This window comes from Paenibacillus contaminans (genome assembly GCF_003285015.1).
GTDB classification, from domain to species: domain Bacteria; phylum Bacillota; class Bacilli; order Paenibacillales; family NBRC-103111; genus Paenibacillus_V; species Paenibacillus_V contaminans.
The window spans coordinates 83158-103953 of sequence record NZ_QMFB01000034.1 but is presented as its reverse complement, the minus strand read 5'-3'; the positions used below and the strand labels follow the sequence as shown (position 1 = coordinate 103953).

Genomic DNA, 20796 nt, shown 5'->3' with positions numbered 1-20796 from the left:
CCCCTTAGATTCATCGGATTAACCTAGGGGGTTTTCCAATGTCTATTCTAAGGGGTGCACTTCATGACTTGCCGATGGGGCTTTTTTGCGCTTCGGCACCGCTAAGCCAATGCTAAACGGAGAACGGTGCTTGGTTCCCGGCAGATAAGCCGCTCGCTGTCTGTCACATGCATGAGGGCCGTCAGGAGAGGTAAAGCATCATGCGCGGGGCTTCGACAAGGGCCGGCTATCCGAGCGCACACGCCTTTTTACAAAGACCACAGCCGCTCCGCCTTGCAGCTTTCCGTAGAGAATGTGAGCCGGTAGACGTCGGGGTTCGTCAGGCTTTTCCATTCGTCGTATCCGAAGCCGGGTGTGAAATGATTGATGATCAAGGACATCAGCGCCCCATGCGTGACTATGACGGTATGAGCTTGATCGCGCGCGAGCGCTTCCCGTATAACCGCAACCCCTCTTGCCGCCGCCTCGCGCGAGGATTCCCCGCCTTCGAATTTCAGATCGGGGTCGGCGTACGTTTGCTTTAGCTTGTTCATCCAGTCCGGATGATCAGTTGTGCTCAGCACTCTTTCCCGCAGCCGGTCATCCCGTTCGACGGCGATATCCCGTTCACGGCTTAGAGGCTCCGCCGTTTGCAAGGCCCGCTTATAAGGGCTGGAAATAATGGCGCCGACCTCAAGCCCGGCGAAAAAAACGGCTAACTCCCGAGCCTGACCGAAACCTTCGACGGTAAGGCCGGCCTCCGGCTGCTGGCCTTCGGCTTTGCAATGTCTGACAAGATAAATCCGCTTGGATGACACTAGGCACAACCTCCGTTCGCAGCTTCGATATGATATTCATGATACTATACGAATCGCGCTTTCGGATAAGAGATTTTGAGAGCAAGGGAAAAAAGGGAATTTGCCGGAAGCTATCGAATACACTTGTAGAGGAGAAAGGCGGGTGTCGACATGGCATTGTGGGCGATTTGGCTAATTATTGCCGGCGTGTTGTTGATCGTGGAAATGATGACGTTAACGTTCTACTTGCTTTGGCTCGGTATAGGAGCGATTGTGGCGGCCGTCGTCGCATTGATTGCTCCCGACGCTTTCGTCGTGCAGATGCTGGCGGGATGCGCGGCCGCATTGGTGCTGACGGTGTTCACAAAGCCGCTCACAAGGCGGTTCCGGGCTGCGAGAGGGTTTAAGGATGCGGTAGACGACCTGGTCGGCAAACAGGGGATCGTAGTCGAGGACATCGAGCAGGGGAAACCGGGCATCGTCAAAATAGGGGGCGACATGTGGAGCGCCGTCTCGAACGAATCGCTGCAGAAGGGCGACAGCGTCATCGTAGTTAGCCGAGGCAGCGCGGTTCTGGAAGTAAACAAATGGGGAGGGATTTCGTAATGGGTATAGCAGTAACGATCATTATTGTGATTATCGTAGTCGTTTTTGTGGCGCTGACCGTCAAAATCGTGCCGCAGCAGCGCGTAGGCGTCGTAGAACGCTTAGGCAGATTCAACCGTCTGCTTACGCCGGGCATCAATATTTTAATACCTATCATCGATCAGGTTCGCACGTATCACGATTTGCGCATCCAGCAAGCGAACGTGCCGCCGCAAACGGTTATTACGAAGGACAACGTGCAGGTACAGATCGATACGATCATTTTTTATCAGGTTACCGGGCCCGAGCAAGCTACATACGGGATTACGGATTATGTGTACGGGGTTCGCAACATCAGCACGGCGACGATGCGGCAAATTATCGGGAAGATGGAGCTTGACGAAACGCTTTCCGGCCGGGAAAAAATTTCGACGGACATTCGTATAGCGTTGGACGAAGCCACGGAAAAATGGGGCGTCCGCATCGAGCGCGTCGAGGTCATCGATATTAAGCCGCCGCTGGATATCCAAGAGGCGATGGATAAGCAGATGAAAGCGGAGCGCAGCAAACGCGCGATCGTGCTTGAGGCGGAAGCGGCCAAGCAGGACATGATCCTGCGGGCGGAGGGCGACAAGCAGAGCAAGATTCTGAAGGCGGAAGGCGACAAGGAAGCGCGGATCCGCGAAGCGGAAGGTCTGCGCCAGGCGCAGGAGCTGGAAGCCCTGGGGCAAGCGAAGGCGATTCAAGCGGTAGCCGAGGCGGAGAAAACGCGCATCGAGCTCATTCGCACCGCCGGTCTTGACGACAAGGTGCTTACGTACCGTTCGTTGGAAGCGTTGACGGACATTTCGAACGGCCCTGCGAATAAAGTGTTCATTCCGACCAAAGCGCTCGAGACGCTCGGCAGCATCGGCGCGATCGGGGAAATGCTCAAGGGAGACAAGAAGGAACAAGGATAACATGCCTTCCGAATATAAGGAAAACGGCGGACCGCTGACGGTTCGCCGTTTTTTTCGTTATCGTAAAGTTTATCGCGGAGGGCGGCCCGCCGGTCATGGACGGTTAACTTAGCGAATCGTTGCCGCAGTCCGAAAAAACACATTTGCGCTAGTGGTTCAAGTGGAGATACGCTCCGTAATTTGACTTGGCCTGCTTGCAGCACGGTTTAATAAGCCAACTATGAAAAAATAGCGCCGCAAGCGGGCAAACTCGGACTCCAGCAGCGAATGTCCGGCAAAGTTTGCAAATAGCTGGGTCAAATCGGTTTGCAGCGACAGTCGGCGATCAACGGGTAAGGCAGGCCGATTGCACATCGCGCGCAGCGCCGAGTTTGAGGCCCCGAACGTTGCGGCGTCGCCTGACGGCGGCCGCCTACGGACTCAGTCCTCTTCCGGCTCGGTTACGTATGTGCAGGCAAAGCGCTCGACGCCGGGGTATTTTTCGCCGAGGCTCTCGATCATAAACCCGATGCTGCGGTAGAAATCGACGGCATCCTCATCCGTTTCGGCTACGATTTTGACGGGGTTTTGCTGCAGCAGAAGCTCCAGCACAATCCCCCGGCCATAGCCCTTCCCGCGTTCCTCCGGAATAACGGCAATATGCCTGATTTCCATGATCCGGTCTTCGTCCAGGCGGAATCCGACAATTCCGACAAGCGCCCCTTCATTCTCGTAGCCGGTGATTTGCAGGTTTTCTTCCTGCCGGTAAGCGTTGACGGCTTTCTCGATTTTATCGGGGTCCGGAAAAATAGCCGACGCAAGCAGCTCCTGTACGGCCGGCTCCTCAAGCTTTGATTTCAGATCGATGAACATGTTCATCCTCCGTTTCGATAGGTTTCGTCTCGGTAAGTGCTGTCCGCTTAGTATACATGCTTTTCGGCGTTAGCGAAACTATGCGGCGGCTCATCGATTTCTCGGCAGGAGGGGGAAAGCTTTTTGCGGTATCCGAGGTTCAATGAAGCAGGAATTAAAGCGCGGATGACGAAAACGTTTACCTTAGCGGCGGCTGTCTTTGCAGTTGGCGATAGTCGGCTGCAAAATCGGAAACGAGGCAGGCGAGGACGATGAATTATGTGGCATTGGGCGATTCGATTACCGCTTTTCGTTCAGGCGTCAAGACGTACTTTGAATGGCTGCAAGAGAACGGGGATGAGTTTGCGTTCACGGAGATGATCAACAGCGGCGTTCCAGGATGGAACACGGAGAATGTGCTGGCCGATCTGGAGAACAAATGCCTCCGCTTCAATCCGGCCGTTGTCACGATTATGCTTGGCACGAACGATCATGCGATTTATAAGGGAACAAACGCTGCGGCGGTTTCGACGGAAACCTATGAAAGCAATTTGCGGCAAATGATCGAGCGGATCCGGTCGGCGAACGGGGATGGCGTGTCCAAGCCGGTTGTCATCTTGATGACCCCGCCTTTTGCATCGACCCATGTCAATGTGGCTGGGACGGACGTTAATCAGAGCAGGTTGCTCGCTTATTGCGAGATCGTCAAACGGGTAAGCAGCGAGACGGGCACGGGTTTGGTGGACGTGAACACGATTACGGGCGAAGCAACGGGGGGGGACGACGAACGCTATAATCAATCGTTTACGGATAAGAATGACGGCGTTCACTTAAACAGCGAAGGCCAGCAAGTTATGGCACCGTACGTAAAGGCGGCGATTTTGGAGGCGCTGCGGGTTCGCAGCTAGCCGCGCGGCTTCCCGGCAGCATGCGGCTGAGCGCCGTTTCGGCAATACGCCATACGTTGGGTGCTGCGCGATGCGAAAGGAGCGGTTCCAGCTGGCTGGAACGTAATGGGCCGGTCCCCGCTATAAATAGAAAGGCTTCCAAAACCGCTGCTAAAGCGGAGTTGGAAGCTTTTCTGTTTGCTAGTTTAGCATTTTATGCGGTAGCCCCCCATTCATGAGGGTTGGCAGCGGCGACCGCGGCAAGCTGGGACCGCCGAAGGCTGCTATTCTCAGGATGCCGGCTGACTAGCCAAGGCCGCACCTTTTTCCTCTTATCTTCTTCGCCTTCAGCCCGGTAAAATCTCTAGCTTCGGCCATAGCGCTCTCCAGTTTTTGCCCTCTACTCTGGATTCGTAGTATGCGGAGTCCTTGAACAAAGGACTTCTTCTGACCCTTAGCTCGAAAATATCGTCCAGTCCGTACGGACTAAGACAGGAAAGCCGATCATCCTCCTCCAAACGAATGGCGACGGCGGTAACCGTCTCCGGCCAATGGCTGATGGCGCCTTCCACCGACCGATAGGGCGCGTCCCCATTGCGAATGTGCATTCTCGCCTGGTTTTTGACGGACCAGATGGAAGTCCCCGTTTGCCGCGCCAGCAGCTCCTCGTACTCCTTCTCCAGACATTCGTCGGTCGCGTTTGTGTCGTAGTAAATGACATCGATATCGTTCAAGGGCGTTCTCCGCTCGTAGCCGTGAAGCCGATCCCAAATGTAATTGCGCACGTAACCTGCCGCTACGTACCAGTCCGGGAGCTTTAGCTGCCGAAGCATGCGTAAATCGTTCATCATGTCCGCATTGCTTCGGATGAGTTCGAATAAGGTGTTTTCGTAATGAGTCAACGTAAGCCTCCTTGTGTACGAGTTGATCACCGCTAGCGCGGATGTTCCGCCGGCGAGAATCGCTTTGCGTTCCGAGTTTCGTTTGCTGCGGGTCGCCGGTTGCTTAGAACGGGATTCGTTTCGAATGGATGACGTATTTATGTTCGGCAGCCCATTTTTCAATACCGCTCCAAAATGTTTCACAAACGGTAACGATCTTCGCGGATTCCGTTAATTCGCCGGACATAACCAGTTTCGCTACATCGTCGAATCCGGCCGGTCGATCTGGCATTTCCAGCGCCTCCTGCATAACCATCGAGCCGGTCGAGAAAAGCTTTTGATTATGAAGCCCGACCAGCATGGCGCCATATTGGGCAAACTGCATAGCCAAGTAGGGCAAATAGGTGCGGGGGCCGTTTTGACTGATATTTCTAAGCTTTCCGATAAACTCGTACATCTCGCCGACAAGAACTTCGTTGATTGCTTGCGTAAAATCTTCCTTTGCCGGCGATTCGGCGGCTTCCTTCAATTTAGGAAAAAAGCCCTTGGGATCATACAGACTAAGCGGGGAAAAGAACGGACCGTGCGTCAACGGCCATTCTCCATCGACCGTAGAGGCGGTTCCCAGAAGTACGTTCGCACTGCAGACGTTCACTTCGGCCTTCCAGGGCCCCGCCGACCATTCATAGCTAAAATCTGCGGATTCGCCGGATTCGCCCAGTACGCAAAACATTTCAATGTCCGAGAAAGGACCGTCCATACCTCTGGAGACGGAGCCGTAAACCCCAATCGCCAGTACGTGTCGTCCATATACCTCATGCAATCTCGAAGCAATTTCGCGGCAGGTTTGAAGCCTTTCGGCTTGAGAAATTTTAACGGGTCCATTCATATGCATTAGCGCGCATCTCCCTCTAATTGATTTTGGGTTAGTCTACTGTGGCTAATGCGGATATGGAGGTCCTCGGGCTTAACGGGGGATACTCTTAGGATGCATGATATTTCTCCTCAAAAGTTTTTGTTGTGGAAATTATATCCTCCCCGACATTTCAGCGCAAGATCGATTCTTGTACTTGAAAAGACGGCGAAAGCGGCTGAGCTAAAATGATGAAGCAGGCGTTCGCCGGTTCGCAAACCAGAAACCAAGCGCCGATGCGCTGACCCCTGCTCCGAACAGACAAACGGCTTGCCAACCAAAATGGGCATATAGATAGGTGGAGGCTATCGAACCGACGGCGCTGCCGATTGAATAGAAGATCATGTACCCGCCGGTTAGGCGGCTTCGAGCTTCGGTCTTTACAGCAAAAATAATGCTCTGATTGGTGACATGCACGGCTTGAACGGCCAGATCGAGCAGAACGATTCCGACGGTCAGCGCAAGGAGAGACTGGCCGGTAAAGCTAATCGGCAGCCATGAAAGAAGCAGCAACGCTAAAGCCGCACCCGTTGTCTGCCGGCCGCGGCCTTGATCCGCTAATCTGCCTGCCTTGACCGCAGCCAGCGCCCCGGCGACCCCAAAAAGACCAAACAAACCAATTTGCGTTTTCGAAAGGGAATAGTGAGGATCGCTGAGCGGCAGAACCAGTGAAGTCCATAAGGTGCTGAACGCAGTAAAGATCAAAAGTGCGAGTATGCCTCTAACCCAAAGAATTCGCTCCTCGAAAAATAATAAGAACAAAGATTTTAACAACCGTGTGTAAGGAAGTGATTTCTGAACCGCTTCATTTCTGGGCAAAACCCGGGATAACAGACAAGCCATTTGAAGCGTTAGAGCCGTTGATGCCAAATAGACGGCTCGCCAACCGCCAAGGTCCGCTACAATTCCTGCAAAAGTTCGGGCAAGGAGAATGCCGATCACGATCCCGCCGGTAACTAGGCCGACAATGCGCCCTCTATCGGTCGGGGCGGCCAAGGTAGATGCAAATGCGACCAAGGTCTGGGTGATCACGGCAAGCAAACCCACTGCCGCCATGCCTGCAAACAGCATAATCCTGCTTGAGGAAAAACCGACGGCTGCCAGCGCCGCTGCAGAAAGCAGCATTTGAGCTATGATGAGCTTCCGCCTGTTTACCAGATCTCCTAACTGTACCAGCAATGCCAATCCAAAGGCGTAGAAGATTTGAGTAACGGTGACGACACCGCCGATCGCGGAAGCCGAAATGCTTAAATCGCTTGAAATCGCACCCAGCAGAGGTTGCGCGTAGTAAATATTGGCCACGGACATTCCGCCGGCAGCGGCAAAGATCAATGGCCAATAACGGGGAAGAAAGGTTGTGGCGGCACTAGCAGCCGGGTTGTTCATTGTTTTTGTCAACTCCCTTAGTTATTTACCGATCGGTATTTAATGATATGGGTAAATCCTAATGATGAATCAATAATTTGTCAAGGGTAATTTGACATATCAAGATAAGTGGCATAAAATTTTATGTACTAACTGGTATAAAACGTAGAGGGGCGATAAGATGGTTCGGCCGCGGGAATTTGATGAGGATCAAGCCTTGCATGCTGCATTGGATTTATTTTGGGAGAAAGGATACGAAACTTCTTCCTTAAGTGAATTGACTGCGAGAATGGGCATTCAAAAGCCAAGTATTTATGCAGCCTTCGGCGATAAGAAAGCATTGTTCGAAGCGGCGCTCCGCCAGTATACGAAGCAGCATGCCTTTCGTATTCGGGCTGTTTTACAGAAGCATACGAGTGTGAAAGAAGCATTTCGTTCTTTATTTGAGGGCCTTATCCAGGAGGAATATACGGGAGCGGGCAATAAAGGGTGCTTCTGTATCAATACCATGGTGGAGTTGGCCCCGCACGATGAAAAATTTGCAATCTTGACGAGAGAACATCAAATGTACTTGGCCGCCATTTTTGAAGAGACTTTACAGAAAGGCGTTTCTACCGGGGAATTAAACCGTGAACTTGATGCGAAAGCCATGTCTCAAACGCTCGTCGTTTCATTAATCGGATTGACCGTTATTATGAAATCCCGGCCGAATCGCTCTTTTGTAGATCAATCTGCTAATGTAATCCTTGCTATGATCCAGTGAGGAAGCTCCATAAATAGAAAGTTGTGCCAATAGGGAATCTCGTGTATAATCGTGATAAAGAAATGGGAACAAATGTTCCTGGAGGTAACTTATGAACTTTGAGAAAGCTGCGAATTTCATTTGGAGAAACGGAAGACTTTTGGAGAGAAAAATATTCGAATATTCTTTTGGCGGAGGCTCCCAAAGCGGAGTATTGGCAGCGATTAAGGCATATCAGAATGAGGACGGCGGCTTCGGACATGCGCTTGAACCGGATGTGCGAACGCCGGAGAGCCAGCCGCTTTATGTAGAATTTGGCCTTAGAACGCTGTACGATACCAAAATACGAGATTCGGAATTAGCCTATAAGGTTTGTGAGTACGTTTTACGGCATGCGGATTTGAATGAAGGGATTGCAACCATAACGGCTTCTTCAGGCAGCTTTCCGCGTGCCGCGCATTGGAATCATCCAAGCTCGGAACATGCCTCGTTTAGCAGGCTTACCGGGTTAATCGGCCTGTTAAGCTGGCAAGGCATTAAGCATCCTTGGCTGGATCAAGCCGTGGAAAGCTGTCTGCACGATATTTCTTCCAAAAGCTACGGAGACTCTCATACTATACTAAATGCATTTTGCCTTCTTGAAAGTTTGCCGCAAACGGATGAAATCAAGAAGCTTTACGCCAAATTATCCGATGAACTTTTTCGAGCGGATTTTTTCCGTCTGGAAGCTCTTTCTAAAGCATACGGGCTCACTCCGCTGGATTTTTCCCCAACCTCGGATTCGTACTGCAGAAGGATTTTCTCGGATCAGACGATTCAGGATCATCTGGCGGCGCTGGAGTCGCAGCAAGAGGAAGACGGCGGCTGGCAGATTCAGTGGGAGCCGCCGAGTGAAATGGCGAGGCTGGAATGGAGAGCCTACAAAACGCTTAATAGTTTATTAACCTTGAGATCTTATAGAGGATAGCAGCAAATCATTATATCTAATATTTCCCATGCCGCTTCGATTGGTTCTGGTATGATTAACATGATCGGTACCTGCGAAGGAGGAATAGAGGATGAATGTATTCGATGTTGCCGATACGCTTGTCAATCATTTGAAAACGAATTATCCGGATGATATCGCCGTTATAGCTTACTACGGCTCATATGCGCAAGGAACGGCTACCAAGCGTTCGGACTTGGATTTCTTTTTTATTCCGGCAACTTCCAAGGGATATCAAGCGAGTATCCAGTTTATGATCGGCGAAATAAGCTTCGATTTCTGGCCGATCAGCTGGGAGCGTGCGGAAAGAATGGCCTCGTTTCAGGAACCGCAAACGACGATTATCGCCGATTGCAAATTGCTGTATGTTCGTTCAACTGAAGACCGCGAACGATTCATGATGCTGCGGGATACGATCTCGGACTTGCAGGAGCCGGGGAACGGACAACCGTTTGTGGAAAAAGCGGAATCGGAATTACGCAATGCGTACGTTCATTTGTATAAACTAAGTCGTGCCGGCGGTGCGGATACTCTGACATTTTGCCGCATAGAAGGCCAGAGGGTGCTAACGAAGGTATTGCAAAGCTTGGCTCTGTTGAATCGTACTTTTTACACCAAAGGCTTTGGCAAGAACAAGGACCAACTATTACAGCTGCCGCTAAGACCTGCCCGTTTGGAGTCGTATATGCACACGATTATGCACGGCAATATGACGGCGGACATCTTTCAGGCTTGCGAGCAGCTGACAGCGGATACCGTTGAATTGGTTGCGGCCCAGAAAGCAAAGCTATTCGGCGAACCTTCTTACCCGGATCGAATGAAAGGTTTTTTCGAAGAGGTAATGGGCGGGTTGAATAAAATCATGACGGCTTGCGAAACGAACGATTTCGATACGGCTTTTTTCTTTGCCGTTCAGATTCAGGATGAAATCGCCCATTTTTTATATTTCGCCGAAACGGGACAGTGGCCTTGCCTTTTGACGACCAATTCCGCTTATCTGGACGTATACAAACAGGCGGGGCTCCCGGAGCTTGTCTCTCTGCTCGATTCGGATGATTTATCGAAGCTGCAGGCCGGCGTGACGCTTTTGAGTTCCCGTTTGGAAAACCATCTTCGGATGAAAGAAGTCGCAATCAATCGTTTTGAAAGCGTGGAAGAATTTAAAGTGTTTCTTATGCAGACGACGGAAGGTTAGGCGAGTTAGCGGTGAAGGAGAAGTCCGAGGCTTGACGGCCGATCCGATAATTTCAAATGTACACAAGGAAAGGCTGCCGCGTAACGGTGGCCTTTTTTCAAATTGTCAGAAAGTATATTCTCCGCTGATTGTTCCAATTCCCGGTAACGCGCTCGTCCTTTAAAGGACGGCGAAGCCGTTTATCCTTGGCTTGAGGCAGATTATTTTAGCAAAAACCGCCCAATAAATACCATGTTGCAGTAAAATTAGGGTGTTGGAAATAAGACCATTGCCTACATGGACAGGGGTTGTAACGATGAAGCTAAGAGTCGGGGCTATGGGGAGAAGCATGCGACCGGGAAAGTTTCTTGGTAATTTCATAGCGAAAGGATGTCATTGGTGGAGCTTTTAAGAGGAATCACTTGGATTGAGAGAACGGACCTCATTGACGAATTATTGGAACAGGAGCTAACCGTAAGCAAGCTGCCCTCCGGACTAGAAGCGAAAGTAATGAAGTACAGTTCATCTACAAACAGCGTCGTTCTTAAGTTATGGGACAAGGAGTCCGATCCTGATGTCCGTTTTCAGCATGTCCTGCTCTCGGCTCTTCGGCACAGAGGGATTTCCGTCTCCGGCTCTTATGGATGGGGATACACCGCTTCCAATCATAAAGTATTGTTGACCAGCTTCGACGGCAGTCCGATTTCAATATTGACGGATCAAATTGTCAAAGATCTCGCTGATTTATTATTACGCCTACATCAAGTATCACTTCATGAACTGGATTCGACCCTTCATCAAAAGTACGATTTTATACCTTATTTTTATCCGGGCCTCGAAGAACATCAAGATATTCAAGCGGAATTAGTACAGTTGGTTAACAGCTCGAATCTGCAGCAAAACACATTCATTCACGGTGATTTCAATTTAGGGAACATCCTTGACGATCAAGGGAAATACACAATAATCGACTGGACAAACGCTCAACTGGGTGACGCGAGGTACGATTTAGCGTGGGCGAGCTTTCTGATCAATCTGTACAATGGAGAAGAACTGGCTGCCGCATTCCGGAATGCCTATTTATCCAAAAGCGAATTCGATATGGAAGAAATTCAAAGGTTCGAAGCGATCGCATGCCTTAGATGGCTTTTGCTCAGTAGAATCACAGATGTTCCTAAAAATGAAAAAACGATCGAACAGATCAATGAAATAATAATCAAGAATAAACATCTAAATACAAAGCTTACATTGATGCAGCAACAGTCTTGATTTTTTGTTATCCCTCAGGGTTGGTCAGGGTAGGTTGCGGGAGCGCGATCCGGGAGACGAATGTAGTCCTGCGGGCTGTTTCCGGGGCTGTTTTTATTCGTTTCGGCGCTGTATTCAAAAAAATGGTTGTTATTATTATTCGCTGACATTTTGCTGTGGTTTTTCGGAAACTTTTTCATTGTGAAGAGAACGGATACAGCGGTGAAGCTGGTGTATTTCTTATTCGCTGCCGTAATAGTCATCGCTTCCGCTTTTATTTTTTCCAAACCGTTGTTCGGATTCAGATAGGAGGGGAGCTGCATTGGTGAAAAGGGTATTGATTATGACTGTCGGTAAAACCCATAGCGGGAAAACGACATTTGCTAAAGCTCTGGAACGGCAGCTGCACAACTCGATTGCGATCGACCAGGATAACCATGCCGAATTCATCAACACTTATTACAAACCCTTATTACCAAAACAAGGCCCGAATACGATCAAGTACGCCATTACTCAAACAATCGTAGACTATGCCGTCAATCAGACCGACTTTCATCTCATTCTTTGCAACTCCAATCGCTCCCGCAAAGGCCGTTCGGATCTGCTCGCGCACTTTAGCAGGAAAGGCTTTACCAGTATCCTTGTTCATTTTGATATGCCGGATCATGTTCTTCAAGCTCGAATCGCTAAAAGCCGGCGCAGCACAAATGTGTTTAGAAGTGCCGCAAGCTTTGAGGAAGTCCTTATGCGGCAACAGGCCGAATCTCATAAGGATGATGTGACGGCGCCGACGGAAGGCGAAGCCGACTATTTTTTTGAAGTCAAAAGAGAAGACGAAGTCCAGCCGGTTATCGAAAGAATAGTCAGTATGGCTAATCATTTACGAGTAGAGTGAGGAGCATGATAGATGAGCAGCGAATCCATAGATAGGATCATGTCCCAATTTGAAAAGTTAACGGACGAGGAGCAAAACTCAATGACAACCGGGTTATCAAGTCATTTTGATAAGCCGATACAATTTTCAGCCACGGGTTTGGCGGCGTTACATCCAGACGAATTAGGGATCATTGGCAACATACTGAATGGCCTCATCCTCACCAAGGAGTACGTTCCGGATATACGCGGAGTATACGGTCGGTTAAACGTTACAGAATTGTCTCGGAACATTTTCTTTGGCCGTATAGAGGAAAGCTGAAATCGCAAGACTCTGTGGATAAAAATTTTATGTGGGGAGCCCGTTTGCGATAGACTGCAGAATATATATGGAGGATGTAATGGAATGCTTAAAGATATTTTAACGTGCCTAAGATCCATTATTGCCGGTTATTTCTTTAGTGTACTTGGGATCATTTTAGTGTCGATTGGCCTATCATTTACACCATTAAAAGGAGAACCTTGGGTTTATATCGTTGTGAGCGCCTTGTTTATTGTACTAGGCGGTTCTATCGCATCAACCGTTTCAAGAAACTATAGAATAATCAATTCGGCGTTCGTAGGTTTCATTCATATTTTTTGGGCTTTGTACAGGGGAGGATATGCGGAACTAAATGATATTTTAGCAATACCAGTACTCGCGATCCCGCTGGCAGTTGTCGGTGGAATGATCTCTAAGAAGCTGAAGCCGACGGTACGTGAAATCGAACAAATATAATAATTTGGTGTAATTATTTTCGAATTGTTCCCGGAATCCGATTTCGCCTAATTGGAACGGCCATATCGCTCATATCTGCCTCTCCAGTCCGATATAACCCTCTTACAGAGTAGTTTTACGATCTTCCTGTTAGAATTTTTCGCTCCAAGTGGGCAAAATCGAACTCCAGTGCAACATGGCGCTGTCCTTACGCTCCAAGTGGGCAAAATCGGACTCGGTATAAAAAACCAGCGACGGTCCGAGATGGGACACTTCATTCCCGGACTTGCCGCTGGTTTTTGCCGGCCTTAGCGGTTACCATCAAGCAACCGGCCGAGGCCTGGACGCGTTCGTAAATTTCACAAATTTCGCAAACGCAATATGCTAGGCTTGCCCCAGACTATAGGCGCTATTCCACTTCGCAAAGCGTTCCCGCAATATATCTCGTGCCGTCTTCATGGTAATAGTAATACGTGATCAGCACGCGGCCGTCGGCGAGCTGCACCGCGCTCGAATAGCCGATATCGCTGCCCAGTCCGTCCTCGCGGAGAACGGATTCCTCCGCCGTGCCGATGTTCGTGCATTCGGCGTCAAGCACGAGCGCGCGGAGGCCGAACGGCTTGTAACGGTAGCCGTAATTGAGCAGCACGCGTCCGTCGGCCAGCCGGAGGACGTTGAAAGGGCTCGGCGAGTAGATCGGCCACATCGTAACCTCGCTCCAGGTGCGGCCGCCGTCCGTCGATTCGGTCGTAAACAGCGGCGATGCCGTTTGCTCTTCGCCCGGTTGTCTGTTCAGCTTCAAGCTGCGGATGAACAGCACCAGTTTGCCCGATTCCGTCTTATACAAGTTCGGCTCGTGATAATGGTACTGTCCCTCATAACCCGGAATGACGGCTAAACGCTCCCAGGTTTGTCCGCGATCCGGCGTTCTGCCGACGACCACATTGAAGGTAGGGCCTTCCTGCTCGTAAAGCGGCGACAAAATCGAGCCGTCCTCCATTTCCACGCTGTTCCCGCGGATCACTACATCGCCGAGACTGACTAGCACTGGTTTATCCCAGGTGATTCCCCCATCCGTGGAACGGATCGAGTAGGTGCCTGCCATTTGCCCGATCCAGTCATCCATGACGCGGTGCCAGGTACCGGGCTTCATATCGCTCGGCGCTTCGTCCTTCTCGTACACCTTCCAGGTGAAATAGGTGACGAATAGGGTGCCGTCCTGAAGGACGTTCAAGCACGGATCCTGCACGCCATGGAAAAAATCGTCCCATATTACCGCAGGCTTCGTATCCCAATGGACGCCGTCTGCCGATCCGATGGAGACTGCCTTCGAGGAAGCGTCCACATGTGTTATAGCCCCCTCGTATGCAACCCGGCGATCGGGCGCCTGGCGGAAGCCGAGACGGTACGTTCCGTCCTTGAGGGGAACGACGGTAGGAAAACTGTTGTACTGTTCATCCTTGTAAATGTCCAGATGCTCAAGCGCTTTTACGATAGTCATCGAAATTACCCTCCTTGAAATGGCAAGCTAATCGCATGTGGCTCGACCGCCACCGCCCTGGATGGAAATGGAGCTCATGTCCTTATTATCGTATAAATATCGTGCGGAATCATGCCGGTTTATCCTTTAAGCGATCCGATCATGACGCCTTTGGCAAAATACTTTTGCAGGAACGGATACACGACGACGATCGGCGTAATAGCGGCTATAATCGTCGCGGCTTTGATCGACTGGTTCGTCACCTCGGTCGTGACTTGAATATAAGTGCCGGTGCTGGTCGTGTCGATCTTGTCCTGTTGGAATATTTTTTGTACGAGAAGTTGCAGCACGAAGTCGTTTTTCTCTCGCAGATAGATCATCGCATCGAACCATGCGTTCCAATGCGCGACGCCGGACCATAACGTAATGACCGCAATAATCGGCATCGATAGCGGGAAAATGATACGAAACGCCACCTGTACCGGATTCGCGCCGTCGATGAGCGCCGATTCCTCCAGCTCCTTGGGGAAGCCCATCAGGAAGTTGCGCGCCAGAATAATGTACCACGCATTGGCCAGCGTCGGGAGAATGAGCGCCCACATGGAGTTGAGCAGGCCGAGACTCTTGATATTCATATACGTGGGAATCAATCCGCCGTTGAAAAAAATCGTGAACAAAATAAACAGCGTAATGATGTTGCGGTACGGCAAATCCCTCCGGGAGAGCGAATATGCTGCGCACATGGTGACAAGCACCGTGAGTCCGGCCCCGACTACGGTTCGGATAATCGTGTTGCGGTAAGCGATATAGATGATGTCGCTGCTGAACAACTGCTTGTAGGACAGCAAGTTAAAGCCGTCCGCCCATAGCCGCAGCCCGAGCTTGTCGACGTACGCAGGAGCGGTGAACGACAGCATCAGCAGATTCCAGAACGGATACAGGAACATGATCGACAAAGCGATCATCAGCCCGTAATTGAGAATATCGAACGATTTGCCGGCGAGGCTTTTGCGTCTAAACGAATTCATGAGTCACCTTCCTCACCAGATCCCGTATTCATTGAAGCGTTTGACGATATAGTTGGTGCCGATCACGAGCACGAGCGCAACGACGTTTTTGAATAAGCCGACCGCCGTCGAGAACCCGTATTTCGTATCGATCAGCCCGATGCGGTACACGTACGTATCGATAATGTCCGCCACGCTATATACGGCAGGGTTGTATAAGTTGAAAATTTGATCGAAGCCCGCGTTCATGACGCCTCCGACATTGAGGATGAACAGCACGGTCATGACCGGGATCAGCGAAGGGAGCGTAATGTACCGCATTTGCTGAAAACGGTTCGCCCCGTCGATCGTCGCCGATTCGTACTGATCCTGATTGATGCCGGCGATCGCCGCCAAATAAATGATGCTGCCCCAGCCGACGCTTTGCCATAAATGGCTTGCTACGAGGACGCCGACGAAAGTATCGGGATCGGCCAGAAAATGGATCGGCTTGCCGCCGAACAAAGTGATGATGAAGTTTATCGCGCCTCTTGACGGAGACAACAGCTCGATCATGATGCCCGACAAAATGACCCAGGACATAAAATGCGGTAAATAGGAAATCGTTTGGATGATTTTTTTGAACCTGCCGTTTATGATTTCGTTGAAAAGCAGGGCCAGCACAATCGGAGCGGGAAAGCCGAACAAAATATGCAAGCCGCTTATGATAAGCGTGTTCCGCAGGATGCGCCAGAAAAAAATGTCGTTGAACAGCTGATTGAAATTTTCCATGCCGATCCATGGACTGCCGATAATGCCGTCGATAAAGCGGTAATTTTTAAACGCGATGATGACGCCGTACATCGGAATATAGTTGAAGATAATGAAACAAACGATCGCGGGAGCCAGCATCAAATAATAAAATCCGTATTTCCGCCATCTGCCGTTCGATGCTTTAGCAGGCAGCGGAGCCGGCAAACCGGCCGTTACGTCGCTCATGCCGCTAGCCTCCTTTCCGGGGAACTCGTATAAAGTCTGCGCTTGTCGGTTGGAAATCCGGAGGAACCGGAGAAGCCGAAGCAAGAGAAGATTCGCGGCATAACCGGCGCCCGTCCGCGCCGGTTGCCGCCAAACGATTGATTATTGCCGCTGCTGTTCGCACGAGCGCGAGGATAACGCCATGCGTTTATTTTTTGGCTTCGTCATGAAGCTTCTGGTAGTTGTCCAAAATGGCCTGACCGCCGGCGTCGAGATATTTCTTCTTGAACGCATCCCATTCCTTGTCGATATCGAGCTTGCCGACGGTTGCGTTCGTTTCGAATTCGGTGACGACCGTCGAGACGGCCGTGCCGTATTTTAGCGCCGCCTCGTTCGTGGAGTTGACTGTAAAATTGACGTCATTGTATTTTTTCGGGCTGCTCATGGCGACGTCATAGGCAGGCGCATCGATTTTGAGCACGTTGTTCTTCTTGTAGAACTCCCAGTTGTCGGGACGCAGGGCAAAATATTGGCCGATGCCTTCCTGCGTAATTTTATCGATCGACAAATAGTCAGGAGCGACTTTGATGACGCCGTCGCTGTCTCTTGTGTACCCTTTGCCTTCTTCTCCGAAATAAGCACGGATGTAAAAATTATCGTCGGCCGACATGAAGTTTTTGATTGCCATGATGCGCTCCATTTTCTCGTCGCTCGTTTTATTGCCGAAGTAGAAGCCGCTCTGCATCGCGGGATAGGAGGCGCCGCCCGCACCTTTATCCCCGCTCGGTCCTGTGAACGGTTTCAAAAACTCGATTTTGGCGTTCGCGTTTTTGTCGGTCACCATCTTTGTGATGTTTCCTGCCGTCGTAGAAGCGTACCACCACGGATGGTCGGCGAGCACGCCGAATTTGCCGTCCGCCCACTTCGCGCGCTGCTGCGGACGCTGATCGGTAATGGATTCGGGGTCGATCAAGCCTTCTTTGTACCAGGCCTGAATCGTTTTTAAATATTGCTTGTAGTTGTCCGTCAGCACGCTGGAGTAAACCTTGCCGCTGCCGTCGGCGTAGAAGGCGTTGCCCGAGCCGAGTCCGAATGCTCCACGCAGGTACAACTGGAGACCGTGGCCGCCGTACGTGTCGTTTTTGCCGTTTTTGTCCGGATCGTTGAACGTGAAGCGCTTGAGCATCTCGTGGTATTCGTCGAGCGTTTCAGGCACTTTGGCGATGCCGACATTGTCCAGCCAGTCCTTGCGGACACCCATAACCCATGGCTGCAAATTCGAGTAGTTGATAAATGGCACTGCGTACAGCTTTCCTTTGAATTTCATCGAGGAAGCGACGATCTTCGGATCGACCATGCTTTCGATGCTCTTCATCCAGTCGGGCATAAGCTTGCGCAGTGTTTCCTCCGGAACTTCCCGCACCAGGCCTTGTTCCATCAGGAAGGTGGAACTGACGTTGAGCCGGATATGATCGGCGGTTTTGCCGTCCGCGAAGTACAGGTTGACCTGTTCTTTGTTGTGGACGTCCAGCGGCACCATCGTCAGTGTGACGTTGAACTTTTCTTCGATCATTTTTTTAACCGGATTGTTGACTGCGTCGTTGATTTTGCCGATCTGATTGTGGCCGACCCATGAAATATCCAGATGCTTGGCGTACGGTCCCGATGAAGCGGACGGCGCCGTACTGGCTTTCGTTCCTTCATTATTCCCGTCTCCGCCGCCGCTGCAGCCTGCGAGCACGGATGCGGCGATAGAGGTGCACGCGACCCATTTCCCCGCTTTCTTCCAAGCTTCCCCCTTGCGCTGCCTCAAACGAATCACTCCTTGTCGTTTATGTGCCTTGCTGCTTTAGCGTAAAGCGTTCACGGCCCGATTCGATATGCCCGGAATATGACTTCAATCGCCCATTTGATGACAATGTCATGAAAACGTAATTACGGGTATGCTTGTCAATAATGCTGTTTGCGGAACTCGCCCGGCGTAATGCCTGTCATGTCCTTGAAGAGCTTGATAAAATGATTGACCTTGGCATATCCGAGCCGCTCGCTTATATCCTGCACCTTCAGCTCGGTCTGCAGGAGCAGCTCTTTGCTGAGACGGACGCGGGCTTGAATGACATAATCGGTGAAGGTGACACCGGTATATTCCTTGAAAATACGGCTCAAATAGGCCGGATTCAAATTCAGTCTGTCGGCGATCGACGTAAGCGAAACCGAGCCGGCCGATTCGGTTTCGATCAGCCTTTTGGCATGCTCGACGTGCGTATTTTTCTTCTCTTGGAAGGCTTGGCCGATATACGCCGCCGTGGCGCCGATCAAGCCTTCGAACCAGGCGCTCATGCTCCGCCAGTCGTCCTTCTCCAAAAATACGGCCAACAGGTTGGCGCGCTCGCCCGGCATGATTTCCCGCATGTCCAGATGCAAATCGCGTACGGTTTCGATCAGTTTGACGAGCAGCAGCAAGAACGTTTGCTGGACCTGCGGGAAGGCGATTTTTCCCGCCTCGGCGCGCATATCCTTCTCCATTTCAGCAAAAACCGCGAGCGCCTGCTCTTTGTCGCCATTTTTAAGGCAAACGATGAGCGTCGTTTCTTTATCCTTCGGATAGGGAAGCGGGTCGTGCGCATGGAACCTGACATCCTCGATGTAGACGATGTCGCTTTCCGCGGTCATCCCGCGGTATTGCAGCGCCTCCTCGGCTTCCTCGTAGGATTGAGGCAGATCGCCGATCTCTTTGCATGAAGTGCCGATGCCGATGGCTCCGATCAGCCCGTGATTATCGAGAATTGTTTGCTGGATCGACTCCGCGACGGAGAAGATGATGGACATTTCATGCTCGCCGCAATTTACGAGCACGAGGTAAACATCGTCTTCCATCTTGAGAATCCAGTGCGGATGCGCTATATCGATTGCGGAGGCTATCGAATCGCTGACCAGCAGCTGTTCGATTTGCTCGAACTCGATGCTCCCGCCGGTACGTCCGCCATTCTCGACGGTAACCAGCATCGGCACGATGCCGCTCGGCTTCAGGTCGATTCCCAAATAGTCGAAGCGCTCCTCGACGGCTTTCATTGGCAGCGAATGCCTCTTTAAAAGCGATCGCACGAATTTCTCCTGGTGTGCGGGCAAGCTCTCGCGCAGCCGAAGCTGCAGCTTTTTCCCCGTCGCGTATGCATCGGCTAGCCCTTCGCTGATCACGCGAAATTCGCCTTTCGGCCGCCTGCCTTTGAAGCCGAAGCTTCCTCCCTGACTACCTTCCTTCACGAATTGGAGCAAATGATTGACGGGCCTGTATATGCGTTGGCTCGTTACTACTACGAGGACGGCGGTCGCAAGGGTAAGCAATATGGCAACGGTAAAAAACAGATTGCGTAAATTCGAAACATTTTTATAGAGCGTATGCATGTTCGTAACGTTAGCGATGTCCCAGCCGAGCACCTCGGAGCTTCGCCAGGAGACAAGCTTGTCCCCTACGACCTTGTGCGTTTTAAGACTGCCGTTCCCGGCTGCGTTCTGCGAAGCGATCGTCGATTGCACGAATGCGATGCTGTCCGCCTTGGACGTGTCGCTGTCGTAGAGCAGCGGCTCGCCTTCGCGCGAAAATACCATTACGGAGCTTCCGTGCTCGACGCCGAGCCTGCTGATGAGATTGGCATAGAAGGCGTCCGCATCCAGATTGATGACGATCGTATAGTTCGACTCCAGCGGCCGAAATACGACCGGTACGACGCGTCTGGACCTGCCGTCTTCCTGCATCGCGGCCCGCACGTTCATAATAATCGGGTAGCCGAGAGAGGAAGCTTCCAAGCCCTTGTTCCAGCCCGAATCGTAAAACTTATCGATTTCGTACTGCAAATGCCCGGATGTCAAGACGATCCCCCGGGACGGATTAATATAGTAGACGGAACAAATAAACTCGTTCAGCTTCAGCAAATCGTTCATGCTTCGCAGCACCTTGGCCTTACTGGTCATATAGTCCAGCAGCTGCTCCCTGTTGCTTGACGTATGCCAGCTGCCGATCTCGTCGAAATAGTTGCCAAGCGGAAACAGCTCGAATTCGGTTAACGTATTGTTCGTAACGAACGTGCGGAAGCCGTTTCCGATCTGTTTGACGACGAGCTCCATGGCGTTCACCGTCTGGTTCAAATAAAGCTCGTTGGCTTGCTCTATGCCGTGGCGCATCGAATTTTGCACATTATGATAGAAGAAAAAGCCGAGAACGCCGATCGGGACCAGACAAATCAGCAGCGTAAAGGTAACGAGCCGCATGAGAAAATGCTTACGCTTAGTAAATGACCTCATCTTATGAAGCATAAAGACCCCTCCTCGGATAAGTTGTATTGTAAGCGCTTACGTATATGTTGGACATTTTTAAT

21 protein-coding genes are annotated in these 20796 nt (G+C 51.0%); 10 read left to right on the top strand and 11 right to left on the bottom strand.

The window, feature by feature from the left end; translation table 11 throughout:
- Positions 1–248 precede the first annotated feature (248 nt).
- On the bottom strand, positions 249–797 hold the full coding sequence (locus DQG23_RS35355) for a histidine phosphatase family protein (protein ID WP_113035754.1): 549 nt from the start codon (positions 795–797) through the stop codon (positions 249–251).
- Positions 798–947: 150 nt separating this feature from the next.
- Between DQG23_RS35355 and DQG23_RS35350 the strand changes: the two genes are divergently transcribed.
- Positions 948–1382 carry an NfeD family protein gene (locus DQG23_RS35350; protein WP_113035753.1) on the top strand — a complete coding sequence of 145 codons (435 nt, stop codon included), beginning with the start codon at positions 948–950 and terminating at the stop codon, positions 1380–1382.
- On the top strand, positions 1382–2320 hold the full coding sequence (locus DQG23_RS35345) for an SPFH domain-containing protein (RefSeq protein ID WP_113035752.1): 939 nt from the start codon (positions 1382–1384) through the stop codon (positions 2318–2320). The genes DQG23_RS35350 and DQG23_RS35345 overlap by 1 nt, the downstream gene beginning before the upstream one ends.
- 420 nt (positions 2321–2740) lie before the next feature.
- On the opposite strand, the gene DQG23_RS35340 is transcribed toward DQG23_RS35345, so the two are convergent.
- Positions 2741–3172, bottom strand: a complete 432-nt coding sequence (locus tag DQG23_RS35340; RefSeq protein ID WP_113035751.1) for a GNAT family N-acetyltransferase — start codon at positions 3170–3172, stop codon at positions 2741–2743.
- A gap of 251 nt (positions 3173–3423) precedes the next feature.
- On the opposite strand from DQG23_RS35340, the gene DQG23_RS35335 reads away from it, so the two are divergent.
- A complete protein-coding gene (locus DQG23_RS35335; protein ID WP_113035750.1) occupies positions 3424–4059 on the top strand; it encodes an SGNH/GDSL hydrolase family protein in 636 nt (211 codons plus the stop codon).
- Positions 4060–4385: 326 nt separating this feature from the next.
- Here the strand turns inward: DQG23_RS35335 and DQG23_RS35330 are convergent, their stop codons facing one another.
- The 3 genes from DQG23_RS35330 to DQG23_RS35320 form a co-directional block, all read right to left on the bottom strand.
- Complete coding sequence (locus DQG23_RS35330) at positions 4386–4940, bottom strand: nucleotidyltransferase family protein (RefSeq protein ID WP_238178183.1); 555 nt, start codon at positions 4938–4940, stop codon at positions 4386–4388.
- Between the two features lie 103 nt (positions 4941–5043).
- Positions 5044–5814: an ANT(4')-I family aminoglycoside nucleotidyltransferase gene (locus tag DQG23_RS35325; RefSeq protein WP_113035749.1), complete on the bottom strand. Its 771-nt coding sequence runs from the start codon at positions 5812–5814 to the stop codon at positions 5044–5046.
- Positions 5815–6015: 201 nt separating this feature from the next.
- Complete coding sequence (locus tag DQG23_RS35320) at positions 6016–7218, bottom strand: MFS transporter (protein ID WP_113035748.1); 1203 nt, start codon at positions 7216–7218, stop codon at positions 6016–6018.
- 160 nt (positions 7219–7378) lie between these two features.
- Here DQG23_RS35320 and DQG23_RS35315 point away from each other — a divergent pair, with 160 nt between their 5' ends.
- From DQG23_RS35315 to DQG23_RS35300, 4 genes are all read left to right on the top strand, one after another.
- On the top strand, positions 7379–7960 hold the full coding sequence (locus DQG23_RS35315; protein ID WP_113035747.1) for a TetR/AcrR family transcriptional regulator: 582 nt from the start codon (positions 7379–7381) through the stop codon (positions 7958–7960).
- Positions 7961–8051: 91 nt separating this feature from the next.
- A complete protein-coding gene (locus DQG23_RS35310) occupies positions 8052–8906 on the top strand; it encodes a hypothetical protein (RefSeq protein WP_113035746.1) in 855 nt (284 codons plus the stop codon).
- Positions 8907–8997: 91 nt separating this feature from the next.
- On the top strand, positions 8998–10119 hold the full coding sequence (locus DQG23_RS35305; protein ID WP_113035745.1) for a kanamycin nucleotidyltransferase C-terminal domain-containing protein: 1122 nt from the start codon (positions 8998–9000) through the stop codon (positions 10117–10119).
- A 378-nt stretch (positions 10120–10497) separates the two neighbouring features.
- Complete coding sequence (locus tag DQG23_RS35300) at positions 10498–11367, top strand: phosphotransferase enzyme family protein (protein WP_158560867.1); 870 nt, start codon at positions 10498–10500, stop codon at positions 11365–11367.
- Between the two features lie 14 nt (positions 11368–11381).
- On the opposite strand, the gene DQG23_RS35295 is transcribed toward DQG23_RS35300, so the two are convergent.
- Positions 11382–11609 carry a hypothetical protein gene (locus DQG23_RS35295; RefSeq protein ID WP_146762446.1) on the bottom strand — a complete coding sequence of 76 codons (228 nt, stop codon included), beginning with the start codon at positions 11607–11609 and terminating at the stop codon, positions 11382–11384.
- Positions 11610–11671: 62 nt separating this feature from the next.
- Here DQG23_RS35295 and DQG23_RS35290 point away from each other — a divergent pair, with 62 nt between their 5' ends.
- The 3 genes from DQG23_RS35290 to DQG23_RS35280 all read left to right on the top strand — a co-directional run bounded on the left by DQG23_RS35290 (position 11672) and on the right by DQG23_RS35280 (position 12997).
- Positions 11672–12241: an ATP-binding protein gene (locus DQG23_RS35290; protein WP_113035764.1), complete on the top strand. Its 570-nt coding sequence runs from the start codon at positions 11672–11674 to the stop codon at positions 12239–12241.
- A gap of 12 nt (positions 12242–12253) precedes the next feature.
- Positions 12254–12541 carry a hypothetical protein gene (locus tag DQG23_RS35285; protein WP_113035742.1) on the top strand — a complete coding sequence of 96 codons (288 nt, stop codon included), beginning with the start codon at positions 12254–12256 and terminating at the stop codon, positions 12539–12541.
- An 84-nt stretch (positions 12542–12625) separates the two neighbouring features.
- The gene (locus tag DQG23_RS35280; RefSeq protein WP_113035741.1) at positions 12626–12997 is read left to right on the top strand and encodes a YrzE family protein; all 372 of its coding nucleotides are present in this window, start codon (positions 12626–12628) and stop codon (positions 12995–12997) included.
- A 388-nt stretch (positions 12998–13385) separates the two neighbouring features.
- Here the strand turns inward: DQG23_RS35280 and DQG23_RS35275 are convergent, their stop codons facing one another.
- The 5 genes from DQG23_RS35275 to DQG23_RS35255 all read right to left on the bottom strand — a co-directional run bounded on the left by DQG23_RS35275 (position 13386) and on the right by DQG23_RS35255 (position 20734).
- A complete protein-coding gene (locus DQG23_RS35275; protein WP_113035740.1) occupies positions 13386–14477 on the bottom strand; it encodes an exo-alpha-sialidase in 1092 nt (363 codons plus the stop codon).
- A gap of 119 nt (positions 14478–14596) precedes the next feature.
- Positions 14597–15484, bottom strand: a complete 888-nt coding sequence (locus DQG23_RS35270; RefSeq protein ID WP_113035739.1) for a carbohydrate ABC transporter permease — start codon at positions 15482–15484, stop codon at positions 14597–14599.
- Positions 15485–15496: 12 nt separating this feature from the next.
- Positions 15497–16441 carry an ABC transporter permease gene (locus tag DQG23_RS35265; RefSeq protein ID WP_113035738.1) on the bottom strand — a complete coding sequence of 315 codons (945 nt, stop codon included), beginning with the start codon at positions 16439–16441 and terminating at the stop codon, positions 15497–15499.
- 187 nt (positions 16442–16628) lie between these two features.
- Positions 16629–18233 carry a type 2 periplasmic-binding domain-containing protein gene (locus tag DQG23_RS35260; RefSeq protein WP_113035737.1) on the bottom strand — a complete coding sequence of 535 codons (1605 nt, stop codon included), beginning with the start codon at positions 18231–18233 and terminating at the stop codon, positions 16629–16631.
- A gap of 137 nt (positions 18234–18370) precedes the next feature.
- A complete protein-coding gene (locus tag DQG23_RS35255) occupies positions 18371–20734 on the bottom strand; it encodes a helix-turn-helix domain-containing protein (RefSeq protein ID WP_113035736.1) in 2364 nt (787 codons plus the stop codon).
- Positions 20735–20796: the final 62 nt, after the last annotated feature.

Coding starts and splice junctions, on each gene's coding strand:
- DQG23_RS35320 (WP_113035748.1), bottom strand. CDS start 7,218: ATGAACAACCCGGCTGCTAGTGCCGCCACAACCTTTCTTCCCCGTTAT.
- DQG23_RS35295 (WP_146762446.1), bottom strand. CDS start 11,609: ATGACTATTACGGCAGCGAATAAGAAATACACCAGCTTCACCGCTGTA.
- DQG23_RS35305 (WP_113035745.1), top strand. CDS start 8,998: ATGAATGTATTCGATGTTGCCGATACGCTTGTCAATCATTTGAAAACG.
- DQG23_RS35285 (WP_113035742.1), top strand. CDS start 12,254: ATGAGCAGCGAATCCATAGATAGGATCATGTCCCAATTTGAAAAGTTA.
- DQG23_RS35315 (WP_113035747.1), top strand. CDS start 7,379: ATGGTTCGGCCGCGGGAATTTGATGAGGATCAAGCCTTGCATGCTGCA.
- DQG23_RS35350 (WP_113035753.1), top strand. CDS start 948: ATGGCATTGTGGGCGATTTGGCTAATTATTGCCGGCGTGTTGTTGATC.
- DQG23_RS35280 (WP_113035741.1), top strand. CDS start 12,626: ATGCTTAAAGATATTTTAACGTGCCTAAGATCCATTATTGCCGGTTAT.
- DQG23_RS35310 (WP_113035746.1), top strand. CDS start 8,052: ATGAACTTTGAGAAAGCTGCGAATTTCATTTGGAGAAACGGAAGACTT.
- DQG23_RS35340 (WP_113035751.1), bottom strand. CDS start 3,172: ATGTTCATCGATCTGAAATCAAAGCTTGAGGAGCCGGCCGTACAGGAG.
- DQG23_RS35255 (WP_113035736.1), bottom strand. CDS start 20,734: ATGCTTCATAAGATGAGGTCATTTACTAAGCGTAAGCATTTTCTCATG.
- DQG23_RS35265 (WP_113035738.1), bottom strand. CDS start 16,441: ATGAGCGACGTAACGGCCGGTTTGCCGGCTCCGCTGCCTGCTAAAGCA.
- DQG23_RS35325 (WP_113035749.1), bottom strand. CDS start 5,814: ATGCATATGAATGGACCCGTTAAAATTTCTCAAGCCGAAAGGCTTCAA.
- DQG23_RS35270 (WP_113035739.1), bottom strand. CDS start 15,484: ATGAATTCGTTTAGACGCAAAAGCCTCGCCGGCAAATCGTTCGATATT.
- DQG23_RS35335 (WP_113035750.1), top strand. CDS start 3,424: ATGAATTATGTGGCATTGGGCGATTCGATTACCGCTTTTCGTTCAGGC.
- DQG23_RS35275 (WP_113035740.1), bottom strand. CDS start 14,477: ATGACTATCGTAAAAGCGCTTGAGCATCTGGACATTTACAAGGATGAA.
- DQG23_RS35345 (WP_113035752.1), top strand. CDS start 1,382: ATGGGTATAGCAGTAACGATCATTATTGTGATTATCGTAGTCGTTTTT.